The organism is Pseudoalteromonas sp. DSM 26666, from assembly GCF_900116475.1.
Taxonomy (GTDB): domain Bacteria; phylum Pseudomonadota; class Gammaproteobacteria; order Enterobacterales; family Alteromonadaceae; genus Pseudoalteromonas; species Pseudoalteromonas tetraodonis.
Genome location: NZ_FPAR01000001.1, coordinates 86,038 through 110,734, shown reverse-complemented (window position 1 = coordinate 110,734; position 24,697 = coordinate 86,038). Strand labels below are relative to the sequence as shown.

The window sequence follows — 24,697 nt, the reverse complement described above, 5'->3', positions numbered from 1 at the left end:
TATACTGCTAATGCATCATCAGCAACGACTAAACGATGAAATTGAAAGTGTTAAAGCGACTATATTAGGCTTGCTATCACAATCTACACACCCTACACATCAAAATTTGCTTTGTATACTAACCCGTACCTCAAATGAAGAGTGGCTTGATATAGCAGCTCAGCAATTAGGCACCGAGTATAATCCCTTGATTGAGCGTATGAATAAGCTTGAAGCGGCAATAAGCCAAATTGACATTGGCCAGTATGGTTACTGTTGTGACTGTGAGGAAAAAATATCAGCGCAGCGCTTAGAGCAAGACCCTGCAGCGCAGCGATGTGATCAGTGCGCTAGTTAATAGCGCACTAAAGTTTAATTAAGTAGTTGTGGAGCAAAACTAAACGCTTGCCCTGGATAAAAAAGAATATCTTCAACTAATAAAGTCGCTTCCTCTTCACTTATGTTTAATCGTTTAAGTAAATTTAAGCGTGCTTGTGACAATGTCCAAGCGTGATAATGCACCCCTAGATCAGTCTCCATCATAGCCATATAGAGCAGTTCATCGGCTGGTTCTAATTGTGAAGCGTTAGCCCTCAGAGGTAATAGCTTATAACCCGTTAACCAGTCTAAACCCGCTATTTTCGAATCAGTTAAAAGTAATGTGGTAAGCTGTGAGGCATTTGAGGCTTCTACCGTTGTTTGCTGTTTTTGACTCTGCATTGATTTGAATTTGCTATCAATACGACTTAGCCACTCAAGCGGTGAGAGCACAGCATTTGCAAAATAATTTAATTTACTTTGATACCACTGACTGCCATTAGCAAGGCCTGATAAACCAATACTGCCTCTTGGCTTATAGTCCGCCAAATAATTGTTTAACTCACTCAACGCTGCATTAAGTTCAACCGGTGTGTTAGTGCGATTTATGGCTTGTTGCACGTACTTTTTTAAATAACTATGTTCAACTTTATTTAGCTTTAAATTACTTTGCTCGGCAGCTTCTAGCTGAGATTTTACAAACCTTAACCATTGCTCAATATTTTTATACTGGGCATCATTTTTCGCCATAGTGAGCATATTAGCCAAAACATTTGTTTGTACAGGCCATGCAAAATAGCGCTCTGGGAATCGCTCAGCAATAACTAAATAATTAACCTGATTGATTTGCTCTGCTGATAACTGCATTTGCATTAGCTGCTGATAAATAGCGTGGCGACGCTCTAAATAATCATCTGTAAAAGGGAGCTGCTCATTACTGAGCTGTGTAACCTGTGAATTCGGTTGCGCACTTAAAGCAGTATTAAGTGATATTAACGCGCTTTGCGCTTCTTCATAAGATGAAAATATATCTGTAGGCTTAGAGCAAGACGTTAACAGCAAACAAAATAGCAGTGAAATAATAGGCGTTTTTTTCATGTCAATTCCAATAAAAAAAGCCCCAATGGGGCTTTTTAAAAATACTAGAGTACATTAAATACTAAATTTTAACACCGTTGCGAGCGGCTTTATCTTTAATATATGTAGCCCAACCTTTAGCAAACCTACGTGTGCTTGGGTCGTCCATGGCTTTAGTAATAGCAGCATAAGCTTGCTTATACTTACCTTGGTAGTAAAACGCTTCAGCTAAATCTGAATAAATAGTGCCTTTTTTATCAGAGCCAAGCTCTAATGCTTTGTTCAAACGAACAACAGCAGCGCTGAATTTTTCAGATTGTAAAAGTAATGAACCTGCTTTGCGGTAGAGCTCAGCGTCGTCATCAAATTTAGCAGCTTCTTCGTAATACTTAGCAGCTTTCTCTATATCTTTCGAACGATGGTAGTTACTAGCAATCGCGCTAATATTTTGCTTAGTGCGTTTTACTTTCTCTTCTTTAACAGCCTTTTCAAGCGTTACTGCTGCTTTGTAAGGAATTTCGTTTAAAGAATAAAAGTTAGCCAGTACTTTGTATTCAACTTCGTTTTCGAAGTAACCATTCTTGTATGCAACTTCCATAGTTGCTAGACCTTTTTGGTAGTCTTCGGTTTGTAAATAATACTTACCTAAACCTACCCAAGATTTTTTGTCTTCAGGCCATACACGAACGATTTCTTCTGCAACTTTAACCATATCTTGATATTGCTTTTTCTCAAAATAGGCAGCTAATTTAAGTTGATAAGGAGCTTTATTTGGCTCTTCAGCTAACTTAATTGCTTTGTTTGCCGGCTCAAGAACCTGATCAAATTGTTTAAGCTCATAGCTTGCTTGCGCAATACGAGTGTAAACTTTCGGGTCCTCTTCACCTGTGAAGTCCATCCAATCAGAATATGCTTGCTTGGCAGCACTGTATTGTTCAGTACCCGCGTACATATCGCCCAAGGTTTTTAAACCTTGAGCCTGATCAGCAAAGTTCAATACATCAGGTGCAATCGCTGCTTTCATATACTTAATTGCAACTTTGTATTGCTCTTTTTGAGCGTACATGCTGCCTAAGTAACGATTAACAGTTGCTTTATCAAAGTCATTAGACGGTTCTAACTCTTTCAATAACGCTATTGCACCATCAACATCATCTTCGTTATACAAATCAAACGCTTTAATTACTTTTTTACCAGTACGTTCGCCCATGATTTTAGTTTTTGCTTTCTTACGCTCTTCAATCTTTGCGTAATCTGGCGCCGCTAAAACAGGTGCAGTTAATGATGCACCTGACACAGACATAAGAATTGCAAGTGCAGTTACTTTAGAAAAATTTCTCATTACTCGCCTCCTTAGTTGCCTTGGTTAAGTTTAAAGTCTAGTTGAACTTGTAAACCAACTTGCTTTTGTGGTTTCCCGTCAATGATCTTAGGACGGTATTTCCACTTACGCAATGCACGTTTAGCTTCACGGTCAAAGATACGTTTTGGATCTGCGTCGATAACATCAACGTCAATCACGCCACCTAACTCATCAATTGTGAACGAAAGTTGAACCCAACCTTCTTTACCATCACGTGCTGCTTGTGTTGGATATTTTGGTTCAATACGAACGATAGGTGTCGCATCACCATCTCGTCCAAATGCACCTGGACCACTTAGTCCACCAGCCGTGCTTCCCACATCGATACTTGGCATATTAAATGACAAGCCACCAGTATTTGGGTTGCTATTTTCCGGCTGTGGCGGCTGCGGTTTAGGCGGCTGCTTTGGCGGTGGCGGAGGCGGAGGCGGTACACGCTTCCTCTCCTGCACCTTAGATTCAGGCGGATTCGTCATAATTTCGACTATGATCTGCTCTTTTTGTTCCGTATTACGGTCAGCCCCACCAGAGATGAGGTATGCCATGAAGTAGAACAAGCCGAAAGTAACTGCCCCACCTGCAATCAGTGAAAACAGAAAACGAATCATTACTGATCTCCAGCTATTGAAATTCTCAGGTTATCACCCGTCGCTTTAATCTGGTCCATCACTTTAACCACTGTGCCGTGTTTTGCTTCTTTATCAGCTTGCAAAATTACAACATCAGTAGGTTGTTCTGCTAATAAACTTTCGATTTTTGCTGAAACACGTTCAACATCAACTTGCTGTTTATCAATCCAGATTGCACCGTCACTACGAATTGCAATAAAAATGTTAGCATTTTTTTGCTTCGTAGCTTGGGCAGCTTTTGGTTTATTGACCTCGATACCAGCCTCTTTAACGAACGATGTAGTTACGATAAAGAAAATAAGCATGATAAATACGATGTCAAGCATTGGCGTCATATCTACCGCTGCTTCTTCTTCTTCACGAAAACGTTGTTTACGTGCCATATTTAATTCTCTCTCTAGTGATGAGGCATACTATCTACAAGCTTGGCTTTCACCATTCTCGCTCTTGCCTCAAGGCGTGAGCTAAAGAATACCCCAGATAGTGCCGCAACCATTCCAGCCATTGTTGGGATTGTTGCCATTGATATGCCTGATGCCATTAAACGTGCATTACCTGTACCTTGGGTTGCCATGGTTTCAAAAACCGCGATCATACCCGTAACAGTACCAAGTAAGCCTATTAAAGGACATATAGCTACTAATGTTTTAATCAACAACATACGCTGATCTAATTTTTCAGACGCTTCAGAAATCCATGCTTCACGGATTCTGTGTGCGTACCAAGACGTAGTGTCTTGGCGGGCATCCCACTTAGCTACAATTTCCTTCGTTAAACGAGGAAACTCAGCAAGTAAGAACCAATAGCGCTCAATCATTAAAACCCACATAAGAAAGAGTGCTATCGCGACCACGTATAAAACCTGGCCGCCTGTGCCAACAAAATCCCTGATAGATTCCCAGATCTCCATCAGGACTAGCATTAGGCTTTCTCCTTCTCCGCGTGAGTCGCGATGATACCCGCGCTTTGCTCATCAAGGATATGTAATACCGACTTACTACGACTTGCAACAATAGAGTGAAGTAGAATAAGTGGTAGAGCTGCAATTAGACCTAGCGCTGTAGTTACAAGTGCTAGAGAGATGTTACCAGCCATGATCTTCGGATCGCCCGTACCGAACAATGTGATTGTTTGGAACGTTAGGATCATACCGATTACCGTACCTAGTAGACCTAGTAATGGTGCGATAGCAGCAAGGATCTTGATGATGTTAATACCCGCTTCGATGCGTGGCGTTTCACGTAGAATCGCTTCATCAAGTTTAAGCTCAAGGTTTTCAACATCTTGGTTTTTGTTGTCAGAGTACACTTTAAGAATACGACCCAGTGGGTTATTTGTATTCGGTGTAGACAAGTTCTTAAGCTGACCTTTGATCTTAGAAGTAGTAAGCGCTAAATCAGCGAAACGTACTAAGAAGATTAAAAGACCTACAGCAAGTAATACAGTGATGATGTAACCAACTGTATCACCCTGATGGTAGTATTCCATAAGAGACTTTTTCTGCGTGTTGATACGTAAAATTGCACCACGTGTAGGATCCACGAATACGCCAGCGTAGTTATCAGCTGAAGTACCTTCTAGATCAGAAATACCTTTTAAGATATAGCTGTCAGGTTGCTTACCTAGAGGCTGTATAGACTTAGTCTCTGGTGAGTAGATTAAGTAGCCATCGTCTGTAACTAAGTTGAAGTTACCGATACGTGTTACTTTTTTCATTGACGGGTTACCGTCAAGACCTGCAACTTCAGTTTCAAACGTTGAAACTTTAGCTGACTCAGTCATTTCTGTTTGAAGTGAAATCCAAAGTTCTTCTAACTCACGAACTGTTGGAAGTTCTTTAGCCGCAGCTAATGAACGAAGTACTTCAGCACGACCTGGTTTTTCAGCACTTACTAAAGATGCTTCAATTGAACCAATCGCGTCAGCTGCTGCACGACGAACAACACCAAACATTTCACCTAACGTACCTTGCGCGTTTTGAAGAGCTTGCTCTTTTTCCGCTAAAGTATTTTCGTTTTGTGCATATTCTTTGCTAAGACGATCACCACGTGCTTTTTCAGCAGCTAATTGGCTTTTCGCTTTGTTAAGTAACGCTTGCTTATCAGCACGATCTGATAAGAACTCTTGTTCACGTTGCTTATTGATTTTCCCTTCAGAAATACGCTCTTGCTTTACTTGCTCAAGAATTTTATCTAAAGCATCAGTATTTGCATGTGCATTAAGCGCGGTACCGGCAGAAACAGACAGTACTGCTGCAACAGCAAAACCTTTAAATAGTTTCTTCATTATTGATTACTCCGCGCCAAAAATTGGTAGTTTAACAAGTTCTAGTGTGGCTTGCTTACGCGCCATACGGATCACTTCTTTAACAGGTTTTAGGTATTCTTCACCTAATTCTTTCCACTGTTTAGTGTTGTTATCCCACACCCAAGCGTGTTTTAGATCGAATGATTGCGCTACATAAGTGATACGACCTAAACGACCGATATCAACGTTAATGCTACGACCATCAACATCTAAAGTACCTTGAGAAGCAGTTACAGCTGAACTGTATGCTGTTTCAACAGTATACGCTTCAAGTACCTGACGGAACTTCTCAGACGTTGTTACAGATGCAGATGCCATGATCTCACGTAATCTTTCAACACGTCCAAGACGAGTTTCAAGGTTAAATGGAACGTCCGCTTTGATGAATTGCTCAAGCGTATCGATCATGCGATACATCAAAGGCACAACGTTTTGTTTAGTGTTATCGATAGTCGCGATTTGACGATCGAACGATGCGATAGACGCATTTTGGTCAGCGACCAAACGTGCTACGTGATCGTTGTACACTTTCATAAGTTCAGTCTCATCAACGATGCTACGGTACTCAGCGATTAGCTCCTGAGTTTGACCATATACATTGTCAATTTTAGTTTGAGACTTAACCGCAGCCTTTTGAATTGTTTGACCTGCTTTTTGCACGTCATTCAAAGGATCTGCAATCACATTGCTGCTTGCAAATGCAAAAGCGCCAACCAACGCAGTTGCTACAAGACTCTTTCTGATTTTAACAGACATAGTTCCCAACCAATTAAGTAATGTTACTTTTATAATTTAATTATCAACCCGCAAGGGGAAGACAACCCTGATATCTTTTAATAGATATCAACTTACCAATAATGCTAAATGCATTAAGTCATGTCAACTTCATGTTTCGCATAACCTATAAATAAATCAGCTTGTTTGTAAGATATTTAAAGGGCTCACACAAAAAAATTAACATTATCGTAACTAACGTGACAAATGCAATTTCAGCAAAGCCAGATATAGTAAGAATACTGATAAACCACCTAGTTAAAGTAAACAAAAATATAACATTTAAAATTAACTTAATCGTGGCTGAAAAAAAATTAAAAATAAGCTTATTTTCTGTCCCGAATATTCTTTTTTAGTGGTTTTTGAGACTTTTTAAGCTAAAAATACAGCTAATCGTTATTATTCGCGCATTCGTCGCATAGTAATAAGGACGTGCCGATTATCTAAAAAGCAATACAAAGGAGGGGAAATAGATTACAAAGAATCATTTTTATTAACACCTGTGTTTTTTGTTTCTACTGATCATTAATATCCTGCCGATTTTTTATATTATTCCATGGAGAAATATCAATCTTACGCACTTTTATGAACTCAATATAATTAAACTCACATCAAGCAGTAGACTAAATTTAAATCGCTAGGCGATCATTGGGCAACAACGGACTCGCGCATAAAGGTTTACGTTTAATTTGGTATATCGGAGTTAAAAATATGAATAACGGATATCAGAAATGAAAGGCAATACAGAGAGATTAAAAATAGAGTTGATAATTATTTAAGAATTATGGTGAAACAGGTTAGTGTTTCACCACGATGAACTTAGGTTCACATAATAAATTATGCTACTTCTACGTTCTCAGCTTCAGGGCCTTTTTGACCTTGCTTGATGCTGAAAGTCACTGCTTGACCTTCGCTAAGAGTGCGAAAACCAGAACCAGTGATTGCGCTGAAATGTACAAACACGTCAGGACCATTTTCTTGTTCAATGAAACCAAAGCCTTTAGCTTCGTTGAAAAATTTTACTTTACCAGTAACCGACATACTAAATTTTCCTGTAAGTCAATAATTAAAATTCAGCCATATAATTATGGCAATATCCTCCCTGAGTCAATGCCCAAAAAACTGGAGGTGATAGTACAGGAAGAAGTAATAACCAAACCGGTAACCTTAAACGCAGCACAATACCGTAATTCAATACGCAAAAACTCAAAGCCAATTAAGATTAACACATTAAAATTTTTTTAGCTCTATTAATTAGGATTTATTTTTGAAGTTTCATTGTTTTACTAACGACGGTGTAACCTTTTAATTTTTATAGAAAATAACAAGCAAAATATTGTATTTTTTATAAACAGATTACAATTGCTTTAAAATAGTTTTTATCAGTATGTTTTTTAGCCACTTAAAATAAAAAACCACCTTGAATTTAAGGTGGTTTAAAGTTTAGTGTTTAAATATTAACTATTTAACTTGCCAGTCGATAACGCTCTCGGCTTTGATTGGTACTACTTCAGAGTCACCTAGCGAGTAGCTTGCCGGCACTGTCCAAGGCGATTTTTCTAAGGTAATAGTGTCGGTGTTACGCGCTAAGCCATAAAAATCTGGACCAAAATGGCTTGCAAAGCCCTCTAACTTATCAAGCGCACCAGCCTCTTCAAAAGCTTCTGCATAAAGTTCAATAGCAGCATGTGCAGTGTAAGCACCTGCACAACCGCATGCAGCTTCTTTTTTATCTTTATAATGTGGCGCTGAATCAGTGCCTAAAAAGAATTTTTTATTGCCACTCGTTGCTGCCGCCATAAGTGCTTGCTGATGAATGTTTCGCTTTAATATAGGTAAACAATAGTAATGTGGGCGAATGCCCCCTGCTAACATATGGTTACGGTTGTATAGCAAATGATGCGCAGTAATTGTAGCTGCTACGTTATCAGAGGCACTTTCTACAAACTCGACTGCATCTTTCGTTGTTATGTGTTCAAGAACAATTTTAAGCTCAGGGAAGTCAACGACAACATCGCCTAAAATAGTCTCTAAAAACACTTTTTCACGATCAAATATATCAATAGACGAGTCGGTTACTTCACCGTGGACGAGTAACAGCATGCCAACTTCTTGCATTGCTTTTAACACCGGATAAATATTTTTAACCGATGTTACGCCAGAATCTGAATTTGTGGTTGCACCCGCTGGGTACAATTTAGCTGCAAATATTTTACCCGTTGCTTTTGCCTTTTTTATCTCTTCTGGTGTCGTTTTATCAGTAAGATAAAGTACCATTAGTGGCTCAAACTGCCCTTGAGGTTTCGCTGCCATAATGCGCTCTCGGTACGATAATGCGGTTTCAGTACACGTGGCTGGCGGTACTAGGTTTGGCATAATGATCGCACGGCCCATATAACGACTGATATCACGTACTGTATCTTTTAGCTGATCCCCGTCGCGTAAATGTACATGCCAATCATCGGGCCTAGTAATCGTTAGAGTTGTCATTTTGCTCGTCATCGTAAAATCCTAATGCTTAAGTTAACTGATCATAGGCATATGGGGTTTTCGAGTAAAGACCTTATTAAAAATAATCCTTAGATACTATATATAAAGTAAACTTTACACTTCACGCTTCTCATTTATCGTTTTATTTTGTAGAAAGGTTAATATTAGGTTAACGTATGTACCTTTAATAATAATTATAAGGCCTACCTTCGTTGCCTATGTCGAACACTATCGATACTACTAAAGCGCTCGAAACTAAAACGGATCAATTGAGTATAATCAATCAGTTCTCCTCAAGTTTATTGCAACTGAATACGTTAGAAGCGCTCTTTAGTTATGTCACCACACAAGTTGTTAATCGACTTGGATTTGTCGACTGCGTGATTTATTTAGCCGATGACAGCCAATCTACGCTAAATCAAGTGGCGTCTATGGGTATTGAAAGCGAACACACTAGTTACCAGTCAGAACGAAAGTTAATCCGCTTTAATGAGGGGATAACGGGCTATGCTGCATCAACTGGGCAAGCTTTAATAATAGGCGATGTAACTAAAGACAGCCGCTACATTGCTGATGAGCGCCCTGCGCAATCAGAGCTGTGTGTGCCTCTAATATATAAAGATAAAGTACTCGGCGTAATTGACTGTGAACACCCAATAAAAAATTACTTTACCAGTTCACATTTAGAAATTTTAACTACCGTTGCCCACTTACTAAGCGCAAAAATAAATCAAGTGAATACCGTCAACAGCTTGCAAGATACCGTTCGGCAACTTAATAATGCGCAAAAATTAGAAAGTAGCCTACTGCAAATAGCTAACTTAACCTATAAAGCACAAAATTTAGATACCTTTTTTAAATCGCTGCATGTGATTATTGATAGCCTCCTTAATGCAAGTAACTTTTTTATTGCTTTGTATGATAAAAAAGAAGATGTTCTAGATTTTGTCTATACCGTTGAAGGCGGTGTACAAACAAACACGCATAAAATTATTTCAAAAGATCAGTTAAAAGAAACAGCCTCTTACTATTTATTAATTAACGAGCGCCCTTTACTGCTTAATAAAGAGCAATACCGACACTATATAGAGCAAGGCCACTTTAAATTGGTCGGTGAACTAGCAGACTCTTGGCTTGGTGTACCATATAAAGTTAATGAGCGCATGAGTGGCGTTATTGTCGTACAAAGCTATGACAAGCAACATTACTACAACGAACATGATAGCTCGCTGTTGACGTATGTGAGCCGACAAATAAGTATGGTTATAGACAGGCATTTAGCTCGCCAAGAACTCGAGCACAAAGCACTGCATGATGAACTAACAGGGCTTGCCAATCGTTCGTTACTAATAGAAAGAATGAAGCATGCAATTTTACGCTTGAATCGCGCTAAAAAAGGTACTTTTCATGCTCTGCTCTACCTTGATTTTGATCGCTTCAAAAGTATTAATGATTCGTTAGGCCATGAAGTAGGTGACCATTTTTTAATTGCTATTTGTAAATTGATTACTCAAACCGTTCGCAATACTGATACCTTTTCTCGCTTAGGTGGCGATGAGTTTGCTATTTTTATGGAAAATCTCAGTCATCGTGACCAAGTAAACGATGCCCTCGCTCGAATAAAAACCGCCCTGTCAGATCCCATTGATATTGATGGTCATTTACTGCAACCCTCTACCAGTATTGGCGTTGCATTTAGCGATAATGTAAACGATGAAGCATTTGTTTTATTACAGCAATCAGACGCGGCTATGTACGAAGCAAAATCATCAGGGCGTGGCCAAGTTAAGTTTTTTAATAATGTCATGCGTAACAAGTTAAAAACACACGCCGACCTTGAAAATGATTTACAACACGGTATTGAGCATGATGAGTTTGAACTGTATTTTCAGCCTATTTTTAACATTACTAGCAGTGACGTTATGGGGTTTGAAGCTTTAGTACGTTGGCATCACCCACGAAAAGGGTTTGTATCGCCAGGTGACTTTATCCCCATTGCAGAAAAAACGGGGCAGATTATCAATTTAGATTTGCATTTGCTCGACCTTGCAGCACAGCATATCGCTTTATGGCAACAACAAGGGCATCGTTTTTTACGCGTTACGGTTAATGTTTCATCTCGCCACTTCGCAAGTTTAGAGTTTGTGGATCAGCTTCATGCAATCTACAAAAAACATCAACTACCTTTAGGCTCATTATGTCTAGAAATAACCGAATCGGGATTGATTGAAAATTTAGAGTTAGCAACACAAATTATTCAAGGATTATCGCCTTTAAAAGTATTGCTCTGTTTAGATGACTTTGGCACCGGTTACTCTGCCCTTGGTTACTTGCATCAACTGCCTATTCATGTCCTTAAAATTGATAAAAGCTTTATCGATAATTTAAAAACCACAGTCAATCCATTGATTGATGCTATTTTAACCTTAGCCATTTCATTAGATCTTATTGTTATAGCAGAAGGGATAGAAAGCCCTGAACAACTCGCTATTTTGCAAAAAACTCAATGTGATTATGGCCAAGGCTTTTTAAAGTCTAAACCTGTTACAGCAAAAGAAGCTATTTTACTAATACATAGCCCTCTTTAATTAATAAGCCAGGGTTGCTGGCTTTTAAAAATCACAGTAATTTCTTACACGCTTTTGCCAGCCCATTAGCTGGCTGTTCTATTGAATGCTATATGACTTATTTTGCCAACACTAACTCATGCAACGTCACTCTATAGCTTTTTGCAACCTGCCTTAGAACTGCTTACTTAAGTAAGGGTCTATTTAACCAGTAGAAAACCTTATAATTAGTTTTATGTCACATTGTTCTTAATAAAAATCTTTAACCCCGTTAGCGAATGCTTTAATACATTATATTATTTAAAGGCGTATACGAATTGGTATTAATGTATGCCAATGAGTAGCCCCTAATCATTCAATCCTTGCATTCGCTGCTTTTTTCAATCGTGTATCCTTTACACCTCAGTTGCGTTTACTGAGCTTTTGCCTGCCAAACCCTTCGCCGTAAATTTTAATTCGCATTTTAACCTCGCTATGAAACATCTAAATATTAATGTCGCGCTATAACCTACTTATTTTAGAGAGTTACATGACAATAAAGTTATCTGTTACCAGAACAATAATCATTAATAAAAAACCCAAACAAACATGAAACAAATTCAACAATAAATAAAAAACTAAACAATATTTGACTCAGCAAAGTTAAAAAACTTAATGTTCGCAGTGAAAAATACACTAAAGTGCAATTTTATAGCCATCCAGACGTTGAAACGGTTTTTGTAAAGGCGTAGTATGTAATGAATCTGAGCTATACTCACCATATCCATGAGATTTATTAAAGATGATTGACATTAAACACTTAAAAACAATTGCTACCCTTAAAGAAACGGGTTCTCTCGTCAATACAGCCCGCGAACTATTTTTAACTCAGTCAGCTTTATCACATCAAATCAAAGATTTAGAAAACAAATTAGACTGCCAGTTGTTTGAGCGTAAAACTCAACCAGTCCGATTTACACCTCAAGGTATGTTATTACTTGAATTAGCACACGAAATATTACCTAAATTAGAAGCCACCAAGTGCCGACTCAAAGAAAGTCTAAACCAGCCTATTTCGCAGCTGCGTTTAAGCGTTGAATGTCATGCCTGTTTTCATTGGTTATTGCCTACTATCAAAGAATTTAATAACTTTTGGCCTGATATAAAAATTGATTACGAGCGAGGCTTTAGTTACGACGCTATCCCAGACTTATTAAATGATGAATTAGATCTCGTGCTTACATCAGATATTCGCGACCCTGACAAACTTGAATACGCCCATTTGTTTGACTTTAAGCTGAAACTGATTGTGGCACCGGATCACGACTTAGCTAAAAAAGCCTATGTAACTGCGCTTGATTTGAAAAGCGAAACTATTATTTCTTACCCTATTCCGCGTGAGCGCCAAGATATATTTAAGCATTTCATCCAAAATGCGCGTTTTGACGGCACCCTAAAAACGGTTGATCAAGGTTTACTTATATTTCAATTAGTCAGTGCAGGTATGGGTGTGGCCGCCTTACCCGATTGGTTAGTAACCCCGTATGAAAGCCAAGGGTTAATTAAGTCAATTCCACTGGGCGCGCTTGGTTTAACGCGTCCAATGTACTTAGCGATGAAAAAAGATATGAAAGACAATCCAGTTTATCGTCACTTTTTAAACACCTGTAAATTAAATAACGGTCGATAAACCTTAAACTTATGAGTAACATGCTAATAAATATACTTAACCATGTTGCTCATTATGTTTGAACTAAAAAAAATACTGGGCGGCTTGCTCATGCCATTACCTTTGTTGGGTTTAGTAAGCCTAATATTACTTATTTTTGCGCTCAAACAACGAAAGGTCACAATCGCTTTATCTTTAATGAGCCTTGTAACTTTGCTACTTGCCAGCACCCCTTTGGTGGCCAACTTACTGATTAAAAATAGCCAACCAACCTCATTAGCATTTAATTATCTTAAACACCCCAATATAGATAAAATTGTAGTACTTGGCTGTGACATAAACCCCAACCCTGCATTGAGTGCTAACAGCCAGTTAGGTAATTGTGCGTTAACTCGTTTGGTGGAAGGAATAAGACTTGCTAACATTTACCCCCATGCGCAACTGATTGTTTCAGGTGGGGGGTATGAAAAAGTCACCAACAGTGCGTTAATGTATAAAACCGCGATTAGCTTAGGTATTAATAAAAATCGTATTGTGCAAAATCCAAACGCAATGGATACCGCCCAAGAGGCAAAACTTTTAGCCTCAAAACTCGTTGATTACAAGGTCGCTTTAGTCACCTCAGTAAGCCATATGCCCAGAGCAAAAAATTTATTTAATGCGCAAGGCATTAACGTTATCCCCGCCGCAACCGACTACCACAACTTTGCCGCTTTCCCTTGGTATAAACAACTCATACCCAATGCAAAAGCACTACTAGTAGTCACCCAGTATGCTCATGAAGTTATTGGCAATGCGTGGATAAATGTACGTCGTACAATTAACCCTGAAGCACTTTAATTAAGTTAACGCTTATTACGCTGCGTAAATTCCCCCTAAAAAACCGCAATTATTTGCGTTTTACACAGGGGGTTATGAAAAAATCAAACTGAATATTCGTTTGATAGTAGCGTTGGGTGTTTTGTTATTCTTAGAGGGTTTTAACCTCAGCTGTTTTATTCCAAAGCCGGTACAGTGTCACTAAAAATACGCAAAGAAATAGCAGACTTAGTGCTGTTAAATTCTCAACACCTAAAGCATCAAAAGTAGCACCGAAAATGTAGCCTCCACCGACTAAAACAATAACCCATAGCAGTGCAGAGCATCCATTTAACACACTAAAGCGGCGCCAACTAATTGCTGTAAGCCCTACGGGAATGGCACCAATCGTGCGTAATCCTTTAGGATAACGATATAAAAAAATGTAGGCTGTGCCATGGCGTTCAGCAAGCTCACTGGCTGTTTTAAATAATCGACCAAGGCGGCCTGGTTTTTCAAGCCATGCCGCACCATACGCTCTTGCTATAGCAAAACGTAATTCATCGCCCAAGTATCCCCCCATAAAAGTAGCCAAAGCAACAAAACCAACATCTAGTGCGCCAGTATGTGCAGCATAGCCTGCGAACAAAGGTAGCCATCCACTTTTTAACGCACAATAACCAAAAAGTAACAGATAAACCAACAACCCGTACTGCTCAATTAAAGCTAATACCCCTTCCATTTCATTCCTTTAAAGTAACTACCTTAGTAACAAGCAAAGTAACATTGTAATTTAAACGAGGTAAGTACAGCGAAAGATCTATGTTTTTTGCAATATAAGAATGGATGTAATTATGATTTTAAGCGTAGGTTTATATCTATTACGTTTATTCAATTTTTGGGATGCATAAAACCAAAAATAATTAACTCACAAAAAGATAAAAGGGTATGCGGGTATATAAAAAATCAACATACTGACTTACCATAGTTTGCTAAATTAGCTATTCAGAACGCTATATTTTAAATAACCTACCCGAAATACGTTACAAGTAGGTTATTTATAAAATTACTTTTAAGCTAGGTGTTTACACAGGATTGTCTATGTCAATAAATGTCACGTCAAAGCCATGTTGCTTAGCAAGATATTCGCCTAATGCTTTTATACCGTAGCGCTCGGTGGCGTGATGGCCTGCGGCAAAAAAGTCGATATTTTGCTCGCGTGAGCTGTGAATGGTTTGCTCTGATGCCTCACCAGTTAAGTAAGCATCAATACCTTGCTCGGCTGCTAAGTCGATATACCCTTGCCCGCCACCTGTACACAAAGCGATGGTTTCAATTTTATCAGTACGTACTAAACTCGTTAGTGGCTCGCGCTTAAGCACTTGGCTTATTTTTTTAGCAAATTCACTGCCCGTTAACGGTGTTTTTAAACGTCCTTTCATCGCTACACTGTTGTTAGTTGGCTCAAGGCCTGCTTCAATTTCAATATCGAGCAATTGCGCCAGCTGTGCGTTATTACCCATTTCAGGGTGAATATCTAATGGCAAATGATAGGCAAATAAATTGATGTCTTTAGCTAAAAGCGCAGCCACACGACGTTTTTTCATGCCAGTGATAGGTTGTGACTCGCCTTTCCAAAAATAGCCATGGTGTACCAAAATGGCATCGGCATTATTTTCAATCGCGGCATCAATAAGTGCTTGGCTTGCCGTTACACCCGTTACTATGGTGCGTATCTCATCTTTACCTTCTACCTGAAGCCCGTTTGGACAAAAATCGTTAATGGTTTCTGGCTTTAACAGGGTGTTTAATAATTGATTAAATTCTCTACGTTGCATACTACTTACCTTACTTTGCACTGAATTTTGTACAAATTTTGGCGGTTATGCGCTAAAAATGAAAGGAAAATCGCAAAAAATTGAAAAACAGTTCTAAAATAGGTATAAATACCTCTTCTTTATCTGTGTAAACAACGTATAGGGTCTCTGATGAGCAAACTAGACAAAACAGAAGTGTTATCTGCCTTTGAAGCTGCATATGAAGCTGCCAACGGTAAAAAACCTGAAATAACAACTAAACCTGGCTGGTATAGCATTGATGGCGGCAAGAACATGCGCCTAGCTGATGTAGCAGAGCTGACTAAAGAATTAAGCTCTGGTAAGTCTACAAAAAAAGCTGCAGTAAAAGCACCTGCTAAAAAAACTAAAAAAGCTGCTCCTGTAAAAGCACAGAAAAAAGCGCCTTTCACCGTGATCACACAAAACGAAGAAGGCTACACAGCAGAAGAGCTTTGGATAGTTGAGCTTGCTCGCAAAGATCATGATTGCCGCCTACCTCGCGGTGTTGTTTGATCAGCTGAGTGCTTTGTATAAAAGAAACCGCGTTAAGCGGTTTTTTTATATTTATTATCCATCAAGTATTGAATAAACCACCTCGCAACAAAGCCAGACAAAACTATAAATACAGTTCCTGCCAGTACTGGCATTATTAAAAAATCCCAACTTTGGCCAGACTCAATAATTAAGATAGGGTTTGCGCCGGCAGCAGGGTGAATAGTTTTTGTGATTATCATTAATGTTATAGCAATACCCACAGCCAGCCCAATCATAATCGCACTATCAGCACTATAGTAGCTAAAAACAACCCCAATCATTGCGGTCAGCATATGCCCCCCTATTACGTTTTTTGGCATAGCTAACGGGCTCTGCGGTACGCCAAAAACAAGTACAGCTGTTGCGCCGAATGGCGCTATTAACCAAATACCGTAATCACCCAAATAATTTAGCCACGCCAAAAACCCCAAAACAAAAGTAGAAAAAACACCTGCGATTAATGCCGACTTTATTTGCTCACTATGCATATTACCTCCTCAAAAGTAGACCGACTTGTCTACACCTGCAATATAGACAAGTCGGTCTACCTATGTCAAGCTGTGTTTTTACTGCTCAAATTTGGAATATCATGGATAAACAACAACAAATAATCAGTACGGGACTGAGTCTTTTTTATAAAAAGGGTATACACGCTGTTGGTATTAATGAAATTTTAGCTGTATCGGGCATTGCAAAAAAAACCTTATATAAGCACTTTGAAAGCAAAGACGCGCTTATTTGTGCTTGTTTAGTCGCACGTGACATCTGCTTTAACGCTTGGCTTAAAAAAATATGTATACAACCAAGTGCTATGTTAGTCGCACAGGCAATTTTTGCCGGACTGAAAAAGTGGATTAATAATGAGGTTTCAGAGTTAGGGTGTTTTAATGGCTGTTTTTTTATTAATACTGCAGCTGAGTACCCTGTAGAGAACGACCCTATTGCCAAACTTTGCAAACAGCACAAGCAAGCGAACTTTGAGATCATACTATCAGCTCTTTTAGAAACACCTGAATTTGCTCACAATAGAGAAAAAGCAATTGAAGCCACGCAACACTTACTTATTTTAAAGGAAGGTTATATATGTAGAGCGAGGGTAATGCATGATGTAACAGTGACTCCACCTAGTGATAATATTTTAAAAGCGATAGTAGCGGTTAGTTAAATAGGTAAATACAGTATAAAAAAAGCGGCTAAATAGCCGCTTATTAACTAAAAAATGGCGGCATTATTCAAAAAATAATGGTTCACGCTGTTTTTTGCCTACTTCGTTCATGGTAGCTGCGTCGAACAAACGGCCGTTGATCATGGTGTAATCAATTTTGTCTGAATCACGAATGTTTTTCAGTGGGTCGCCATCAATAACCATTAAATCTGCCAGTTTACCGACCTCTAATGAACCCACATTTTTATCTAGGCCTAAATATTTTGCCGGATCGAGTGTCGATGCTCTAATTGCTTCCAGTGGCGTCATACCGCCTTGGGCAAACATCCACATTTCCCAATGCGCACCTAACCCCTCACGTTGGCCATGCGCACCCAAATTAACAAGTACACCTAAATCTTGTAACTCAGCTGCTACGCGAGCATTGTTAAAGTGATTATAGTGATGATCGGGTGCTTTAACTCGGCGCATTGAGCGCGGTAATAATTGGTTTTTAGGCACAAATTTACTTAAACGTGGATGATTCCATACGTCCGTTTTATCATACCAGTAGTTTTCACCCCAAATACCGCCATAGGCAACTACCAATGTAGGTGTGTAACCTACATCACTTTGTGACCATAGCTGCTTAATATCGTCATAAATATGTTCAACAGGAATTGAATGCTCAATGCCGGTATGGCCATCGACTAACATACTCAAGTTATGTTGTAATAATGACCCCCCTTCTGGTACTACCATCATTTCAAGCATTCGTCCTGCTTCTATAACTTGCTGACGCTGCTCTCTGCGCGGTTGGTTATACGATTTAACACTAAACGCACCCACTTTTTTAAGACGCTCTAAATGAAATTTAGCATCATCTAATGAGTCAATATGCGAGGTATACCCAGGCATATTCGCGCCGTATAAAATAGTACCGGTAGAGAAAATACGCGGACCAACGATCATCCCCGCTTTTTGCATTTCACTCGCGGTAAATATTTCAGTGGTATCGTTTGATGGGTCGTGAATAGTAGTAACTCCCAGCGCAAGACCTGCTAAGTTTTTCCAATTTTGCTGCGGGATAATTTCATCACTGGCTTGTGAGCCATGAGCATGGGCATCTACAATGCCAGGCATAATTGTTTTACCTGTTACATCAATGACCTTTGCCCCCTTAGGAATACTCACATCAGCAGCAGTGCCAATGGCTTTGATATGTTTGCCATCGATAACAATAACGCCATTTTCAATGACCTTTTCACCCTCCATGGTAATAATTTTAGCGCCAGTTAATGCAATCATGCCCTGCGGTTCAGCCATTTTTTTACTAAAGCCGATGTTAGTACCGCTTTTTACTTTAACGTCTTTATCATCCGCTTTATTAATCGCAAACATACCCTCTAAACTGGCATGGTAAAGCTCAGGCCCCAGTGTCCAATACAGTTTATTGCTGTTGGCACTCCAGCTAATGTTTTCACCGGCGCGTACAGATAGTTGCTCAATTGGAAATTGACTGTCTTTGGGCCCAATATTTATCGTTTTGCCGCGCTCTACAAATGGAGTAACAAATACTTTAAAGCGCTCAGCAAAAGCTAAATACTCACCATCAGGAGAGACTCTAAATTCAGTGGCGTGCTCTGACTCATACAGTTTACGTACTTTTTTACTTTCAAGCTCTACCACACTTAATGTCGGCTTAGGCCATGGGCTCATAATATAAACACGATCGTTGGCACTGCCAAACTGAGGTTGATAGCCACTTTTAGAAATGAGCTCACTTTTTCCGCCTTTAGCACTAACACTGTATACCCCAGGATGCAGTGACCACTTAGGGTTTAAAATGCTGCCGCCGCTGGCTTTACGATACACCACGGTTTTGCCATCTGGACTAAATGTTGGCTCTACGTATTTTCCCGGCTCTTGTGTAATAGTGTCGCCACGACCACTGCGTGCAGAGACGACACGCACGGTGCCTTGTTCGTTATCATCCCACGTGGTGTAGACAATTTTTTTGCCATCACGAGAATACTGCGGGAATAACTCATAATGTTCGGTTTGCTTAGTTAAGCGCTTTATTTTTCCTGATTCTAAGTCGCGCTTGTAAATATAGCCCAATGCTTCAAAAAGTGCGGTTTCACCGTCAGGGCTAATTTGCACATTACGCAGCATTTTTACATCAAACTCATCAGTGTCGATATTTTGAGTAAAACGCACTGCTTTTTGAATTTTTTTCGTGGTGTCTACTTTAAATGCAATATCGCTAACTGATTTATCATCGACATTGAGTTTATGAAGGGTGCCACCAGCCCAAAATACCAGCTCTTCGTTATCTGGGGTCCACGCAATAGTCGGATATACGCCATGAATCGCCCACGTTTCTTGCATATCGCGCTCTAGCTTGTCGTATAGCTTAGTATGCTCACCACTGGTTAAATCATATAAGTACAGGCTGGTTTGAAAGTCATCACGCTTTATGTACGCTAGTTTTTTACCATCTGGCGACGGCGTCGGTCTTATTGCCCCGCCCATGCCACTTATAATGGTTTCTATGTCGCCTGTTTCACGGTCATAACGCTTAATTTTATAAATACCGGCAACAGAGTCTTTTGAATAATGAAAAGTTTTACCCGGGGTTGCATCATGCGAAAAGTAAACATACCGACCATCCGGTGAAAACATGGGTTCACCTAAATCTTTTTGATCGTTTTCACGTTTAGTCAGTTGCACCCCTTTACCGCCGGCTTTGTGATAAAGCCAAACTTCACCCGCACCTAGCGAGCGACTGGCGGTAAAATGCTTACGTGCAACTAAATAATCGCCATCAGGGCTCCACGCAGGGCTATTGAGTAATCTAAATGTTTCGTCAGTGACGGCGGTTTGGTTTTCGCCGTTAACATCCATTATCCAAATATTGTCACCACCGCCTTGATCTGATGTAAAAGCAATGTGCTTGCCATCTGGGCTAAAGCGCGGCTGCATTTGCCATGCAATGTCTGAGGTTATTTTAGTCGCTTTACCACCACTCATTGGCATGGTGTAAATATCGCCCAGTAAATCAAATACTAAGGTTTCTCCGTCAGGACTTATATCGACATTCATCCATGTGCCTTGCTCTACACTAATAGATGCATCAACAAATTGCCCTTTAGGTGAATCAACTTGCCATTTTTTTTCATCTGTTTGCTCTGCGTGTGCGTGGCCTAATGTCAATGAAACCGATAACGCGAGTGCTGTTTGCAGCATTTTTTTCATGCTTATCTCACTTATTATTGTTGCTGTGTGTTGATCTATTACATGATTGCAACAAAAACGCCAGCAAGTTACCAGCGTAATAGGATGAAGTGCATAAAATTAGTGCCAAACAATAGGATCAAATTGATAAAAATCCACTAGCAAATGGTAAATTTCAGGGTCTTCACGGCGTAAATCGGCGGGTTTCTCTAAGAATGTTTCGGTGATCACCGCAAAAAACTCAGCCTCATTGGTGGCTCCATAGCTATGTATTACATGCGGCATACTATAAGCAACATGGGTTTTTAACTGCGAAAACGCTCGGCTAAACACTCTGCCCCATTGTTGGTATTTTGCCTGTGATGCAAGTAGTGGCGTGCCGGTGGTTTTACCGGTTTCTTGATCAAGTTGATGTGCAAATTCATGAAACACTAAGTTATGCCCATCACTGGGTAAGCGGTTGCCCTCAAGCACATCATGCCAGCTAAGCACCAATGTTCCCCCCGGCCACGATTCACCTTGCCTTACTGTATTATGAAAACTGACAAGGCCTGCGTTATCGCGGCTTGATTGGGGCGCGTAATACGCGCTGGGGTAGAGTAAAATTTCTTTTACGTTTTTATACAAAGGCCAAGGCTTGTTAAGCACCAGCAAGCAGGCATCGGCGGCAATAATGAGTTTCATTGCCTCCGTTAGTTGCAACCCATCGCAGCCAACAAAACGCTTTTCATTTAAAAACCACACAATATGGGATGCTAACTTGGCTCGCTCTGCATCGGTCATTTTGTTGTATATGGGCATAGCACGCAGTAACAACGTGTGTTGTTGCTCACTTAACAATAAATCACTGTATTTACGGTGCCACACGGCATTTTGAATATCAGGCCAGCGCCAAAACATTATAATAAATACAATTAAAACAAAAATTAATAGCCCATTTATCATTGGGTCGTCCTAAATCAAACCATTTAGCTTTAACGCCAAAATACTGCGCCCGTATTATTAAAATAGTAATGGGTGCAGTGAGGCTGTTTTTCAATCACATCACTTCAGTTCGATTTCGGCCATTGTTTTTTGCCTTATACAAAGCTTGGTCAGCCCGTGATAATAATCGGTCATAATCATCAACATCACCAGAGTCAGAAACACCAAAACTCACGGTTACGCTGAGGCCTTCTGCGATATTTGAAAAGTTTTTATTTTCAATACATTTGCGTAACTTCTCGCACATTTCTTGTGCCTGCACTGCACTCGTATCAGGAAACACAAAAGTAAACTCTTCGCCGCCCCAGCGAGCTACCTCTTGCTCACCTTCGCAGTGCGCTTTAAGAATGTTAGCTACTTCACATATAACCTGATCACCTATGAGGTGTGACCAACCATCGTTAATCCGTTTAAAGTGATCAATATCCATAATAGCGATAGCAAGTGATTTATTACATGCTTTAAAGTCTGAAAAGTTATCCGCCAGCCAGCCATCAAATGCGCGGCGATTCGGTAAATCGGTAAGCTGATCGTGTGTGGCTTGATACGCAAAGGCACTGGCTTGCTCTTGCAGTGCTTGCGTTTGCTTCACCACTCGACTCGTTAATTCCTTTTCAACTTGTTTATAACGATATAAGCGGTAGCGATAAGCGCTATATATCACCACCACAAAAAGAAAAAACATAAACAACTTAAAGCTTGTTTTTTGCCAAAAGTGCGATTGAATTTCAAAGTTAACGACTTTGTGATTTTGTTGCCAATCAGTATTTGGATAGGCTGCACGTACAGCAAAAGAATACTTGCCCGCAGGTAAGTTAGTGTATTCAGCAGTCGCTATGTGTTGACGGTTGATCCATTCGTTATTAAAGCCTTCCAATTTTGTTTGAAAGTTTAATCGCTGCGGCATAATAAAGCTCAGTCCCGCGTATTGAAATGACAAGCGCGTCACCCCTGGTGGTAAAATAATAGTTTCACCGTCTATAGGTAACGACGTTGGTTTACCATCAACAGAAAAGCTTTCAACAATCGTTGGTAACGCTATTTTAGTGACTTCTTTTAAGCGTTCCGGTTTTACTGTACTCACCCCTTTTGCGGTAGCAAACCAAATTGTGCCATCTGAATGAGCGGTTGCAGAGGGGGTTGAACCGCCATTTGCTTGTGCACTGAGCATGCCATCACCCTCATCGTATAATTGAAAGGCGAGCGTACCTCTATTGTTAGATTTTGAATCAAGCAGCTCATTTACCTGCTTATAATTGACTTCAATAATGCCACGGTTACTTGATAGCCAGAGTGAGTCTTTAAACGGCACAATTTGAAAAAGCTTATCCACGGGTAAACCTAATTCACGCCCTAAAATAGTCATCTTTGCGTTTGAATGCTGATAACGAACTAAGCCGCGATCGGTAGCCATCCACGTATATTTATCGTCAATGTAAAAGCCAAACGCATATTGGGCGGCAAATTCAACAGGAAACTCAACAGGATTAAACACGTCAGTTTGAGTGTCATAAACCACGACCCCATTACCGGTTCCTACCCAAATATTAGCTGAGTTATCTTCACTCAAGGCTAAAATAAACCCACTCGGCAGCTCTTTTTCATTAGTAAATTGGTTTAAGCTATCGTCGGTATTAACGCGTGTCAGCCCCATGGCCGAGCCTATCCATAAGCGATTTTTTGAATCAAAAAGTAAAGATCTTACTTCATTACTACCTAAGCCATTATCACGGTTTAAATAAGGTATGAGTTCGTTATTAACCACTTTTAAAACACCCGAGGTGTATGTGCCTACCCAGACATCACCTTGGTTTTGCTCTAGTAAGCTTAATACTGAATATGGCGAGCCTTGTTTAGTGCCTTTAATATGGCTGATCTGATTGTTTTGCAGCCGATCTAAGCCTGTGCTTCCGCCTATCCATAAACTGCCATCAGAATGTGACAATACCGTACGCACATAATCGCTAGATAAGCCTCGCTTTTTGCCCCACGATGAAAACGGCGCTTCTCTTAACCTAAATACACCAGCATTGGTGCCTACCCAAATACTATTTTCTCTGTCTTGTAACAAAGAAAGAATACGGTTGGCGGGTAAACCATTTTTAGCATCTAATTGCTCTAAACCATCGACGCTAAGCCTAAAAACACCTTTATTAATGGTGCCAAACCACAGATCCCCATGATCATCTTCTAACAAACTGGAAATAGATTCCGCGTCGAGTTGTGGGTGAGGCGATTCAAATAGCTCGCCATTAAGGATTCGTGCCCCTCTTTCACTTCCTATAATGAGTCGACCTTCACGGGTGATTAATAAGGTATATACGGGAGCATCTGGTAACCCTTGTTGTGGCGTCATCAAAGTGGGTTTGTAGTTGACTATTTTATACAGGCCATCACTGGTTGCTGCCCATATAACCCCCTTGGGGTCTTCAATGATTCGATACGCACTGACATTTTGTATTATTGGGATGTCTTGAGTGCTACTAGCTGAACGATAAAACACACCATCATTCTCAAGCGCTAGCCACAAGTTATCATTTTTACTTTTAAATATATGATTAACCATAGCTTGGGCAGGTGGTTGCGTGTCCCATTGGCGATGTTGATATAAGCTAATACCGCCGCGCGCCCCTGCAATAAGTAAACCGCCATCAGATGTAGGGGTTAGCGCACGTACGCCTGAGTCAGGCAAGTCAGTAATTTCGGAGCGAGTAAATAACTTAAACTCTTGGCCATTGAAGCGGGCAAGTCCTTCCCAAGTACCCACCCATAGATACCCATCTTGTGTTTGTGCAAGGCTATTAATGCTATTGTGAGGAAGACCCGTACGTGTATTCCAAGTTTCAAAAAAATAATCACGTAATGGCAAACGAGTCTGCTGTTGTGCGTCAACAGAAAAAATCACCAACAAAATACATAAAATCACTAAGCGATTCATCAGATATTGCCTTTATAATTATAATTATTAATTTTTATATTTGGGTAAGTTTAGAGTGACAATTTAAGTTAA

At 39.9% G+C, this 24,697-nt stretch carries 21 protein-coding genes; 6 read left to right on the top strand and 15 right to left on the bottom strand.

Translation table 11 applies throughout. The features are described from left to right. Nucleotides 1–10: 10 nt before the first annotated feature. Nucleotides 11–337 (top strand): TraR/DksA family transcriptional regulator, encoded by a 327-nt coding sequence (locus tag BM380_RS00530; RefSeq protein ID WP_013465198.1) that lies wholly within the window; start codon nt 11–13, stop codon nt 335–337. Between the two features lie 14 nt (nt 338–351). Here BM380_RS00530 and BM380_RS00525 read toward each other — a convergent pair whose 3' ends face one another. The 9 genes from BM380_RS00525 to pyrC all read right to left on the bottom strand — a co-directional run bounded on the left by BM380_RS00525 (nt 352) and on the right by pyrC (nt 8,949). Beyond that, nucleotides 352–1,395 carry a hypothetical protein gene (locus BM380_RS00525; protein WP_090492298.1) on the bottom strand — a complete coding sequence of 348 codons (1,044 nt, stop codon included), beginning with the start codon at nt 1,393–1,395 and terminating at the stop codon, nt 352–354. Between the two features lie 61 nt (nt 1,396–1,456). Beyond that, nucleotides 1,457–2,716: a tetratricopeptide repeat protein gene (locus BM380_RS00520; RefSeq protein ID WP_013465200.1), complete on the bottom strand. Its 1,260-nt coding sequence runs from the start codon at nt 2,714–2,716 to the stop codon at nt 1,457–1,459. 11 nt (nt 2,717–2,727) lie between these two features. Next, nucleotides 2,728–3,345 (bottom strand): energy transducer TonB, encoded by a 618-nt coding sequence (locus BM380_RS00515; protein ID WP_008109338.1) that lies wholly within the window; start codon nt 3,343–3,345, stop codon nt 2,728–2,730. Further along, a complete protein-coding gene (locus tag BM380_RS00510; RefSeq protein WP_006792384.1) occupies nt 3,345–3,749 on the bottom strand; it encodes an ExbD/TolR family protein in 405 nt (134 codons plus the stop codon). Before BM380_RS00510 ends, BM380_RS00515 begins: the two co-directional genes overlap by 1 nt. 14 nt (nt 3,750–3,763) lie before the next feature. Continuing rightward, nucleotides 3,764–4,288: a MotA/TolQ/ExbB proton channel family protein gene (locus tag BM380_RS00505; protein ID WP_008109346.1), complete on the bottom strand. Its 525-nt coding sequence runs from the start codon at nt 4,286–4,288 to the stop codon at nt 3,764–3,766. Further along, on the bottom strand, nt 4,288–5,652 hold the full coding sequence (locus BM380_RS00500; protein ID WP_028835053.1) for a MotA/TolQ/ExbB proton channel family protein: 1,365 nt from the start codon (nt 5,650–5,652) through the stop codon (nt 4,288–4,290). Before BM380_RS00500 ends, BM380_RS00505 begins: the two co-directional genes overlap by 1 nt. 6 nt (nt 5,653–5,658) lie before the next feature. After that, nucleotides 5,659–6,429, bottom strand: coding sequence for a DUF3450 domain-containing protein (locus BM380_RS00495; RefSeq protein WP_013465204.1), 771 nt, complete (start codon nt 6,427–6,429; stop codon nt 5,659–5,661). 855 nt (nt 6,430–7,284) lie between these two features. After that, entirely contained in the window at nt 7,285–7,488 is a 204-nt protein-coding gene (locus BM380_RS00490; protein ID WP_004588138.1) for a cold-shock protein, read from the bottom strand. Between the two features lie 420 nt (nt 7,489–7,908). Further along, entirely contained in the window at nt 7,909–8,949 is a 1,041-nt protein-coding gene (gene pyrC, locus BM380_RS00485) for a dihydroorotase (protein ID WP_028835052.1), read from the bottom strand. A 206-nt stretch (nt 8,950–9,155) separates the two neighbouring features. On the opposite strand from pyrC, the gene BM380_RS00480 reads away from it, so the two are divergent. The 3 genes from BM380_RS00480 to BM380_RS00470 all read left to right on the top strand — a co-directional run bounded on the left by BM380_RS00480 (nt 9,156) and on the right by BM380_RS00470 (nt 13,992). Then, nucleotides 9,156–11,525 carry a bifunctional diguanylate cyclase/phosphodiesterase gene (locus BM380_RS00480; protein WP_090492295.1) on the top strand — a complete coding sequence of 790 codons (2,370 nt, stop codon included), beginning with the start codon at nt 9,156–9,158 and terminating at the stop codon, nt 11,523–11,525. Between the two features lie 760 nt (nt 11,526–12,285). Further along, entirely contained in the window at nt 12,286–13,173 is an 888-nt protein-coding gene (locus BM380_RS00475) for a LysR family transcriptional regulator (protein WP_008114241.1), read from the top strand. Nucleotides 13,174–13,227: 54 nt separating this feature from the next. Beyond that, nucleotides 13,228–13,992, top strand: a complete 765-nt coding sequence (locus tag BM380_RS00470) for a YdcF family protein (RefSeq protein ID WP_254772040.1) — start codon at nt 13,228–13,230, stop codon at nt 13,990–13,992. Nucleotides 13,993–14,122: 130 nt separating this feature from the next. Here the strand turns inward: BM380_RS00470 and BM380_RS00465 are convergent, their stop codons facing one another. Both BM380_RS00465 and BM380_RS00460 read right to left on the bottom strand, forming a co-directional pair. Then, nucleotides 14,123–14,692 carry a DedA family protein gene (locus BM380_RS00465; RefSeq protein WP_013465211.1) on the bottom strand — a complete coding sequence of 190 codons (570 nt, stop codon included), beginning with the start codon at nt 14,690–14,692 and terminating at the stop codon, nt 14,123–14,125. 343 nt (nt 14,693–15,035) lie between these two features. After that, a complete protein-coding gene (locus BM380_RS00460) occupies nt 15,036–15,788 on the bottom strand; it encodes a Nif3-like dinuclear metal center hexameric protein (RefSeq protein WP_036954340.1) in 753 nt (250 codons plus the stop codon). Nucleotides 15,789–15,938: 150 nt separating this feature from the next. Here BM380_RS00460 and BM380_RS00455 point away from each other — a divergent pair, with 150 nt between their 5' ends. Then, the gene (locus BM380_RS00455) at nt 15,939–16,301 is read left to right on the top strand and encodes a hypothetical protein (protein ID WP_008114254.1); all 363 of its coding nucleotides are present in this window, start codon (nt 15,939–15,941) and stop codon (nt 16,299–16,301) included. A gap of 32 nt (nt 16,302–16,333) precedes the next feature. Here BM380_RS00455 and BM380_RS00450 read toward each other — a convergent pair whose 3' ends face one another. Then, entirely contained in the window at nt 16,334–16,810 is a 477-nt protein-coding gene (locus BM380_RS00450) for an HPP family protein (protein ID WP_090492290.1), read from the bottom strand. A 101-nt stretch (nt 16,811–16,911) separates the two neighbouring features. On the opposite strand from BM380_RS00450, the gene BM380_RS00445 reads away from it, so the two are divergent. After that, nucleotides 16,912–17,487: a TetR/AcrR family transcriptional regulator gene (locus BM380_RS00445; protein WP_090492288.1), complete on the top strand. Its 576-nt coding sequence runs from the start codon at nt 16,912–16,914 to the stop codon at nt 17,485–17,487. Between the two features lie 63 nt (nt 17,488–17,550). Here the strand turns inward: BM380_RS00445 and BM380_RS00440 are convergent, their stop codons facing one another. The 3 genes from BM380_RS00440 to BM380_RS00430 all read right to left on the bottom strand — a co-directional run bounded on the left by BM380_RS00440 (nt 17,551) and on the right by BM380_RS00430 (nt 24,625). Next, nucleotides 17,551–20,724: an amidohydrolase family protein gene (locus BM380_RS00440; RefSeq protein ID WP_090492285.1), complete on the bottom strand. Its 3,174-nt coding sequence runs from the start codon at nt 20,722–20,724 to the stop codon at nt 17,551–17,553. A gap of 99 nt (nt 20,725–20,823) precedes the next feature. Further along, entirely contained in the window at nt 20,824–21,648 is an 825-nt protein-coding gene (locus BM380_RS00435) for a M90 family metallopeptidase (protein WP_013465218.1), read from the bottom strand. 94 nt (nt 21,649–21,742) lie between these two features. Continuing rightward, nucleotides 21,743–24,625, bottom strand: a complete 2,883-nt coding sequence (locus tag BM380_RS00430) for a ligand-binding sensor domain-containing diguanylate cyclase (RefSeq protein WP_090492283.1) — start codon at nt 24,623–24,625, stop codon at nt 21,743–21,745. Between the last annotated feature and the right edge of the window lie 72 nt (nt 24,626–24,697).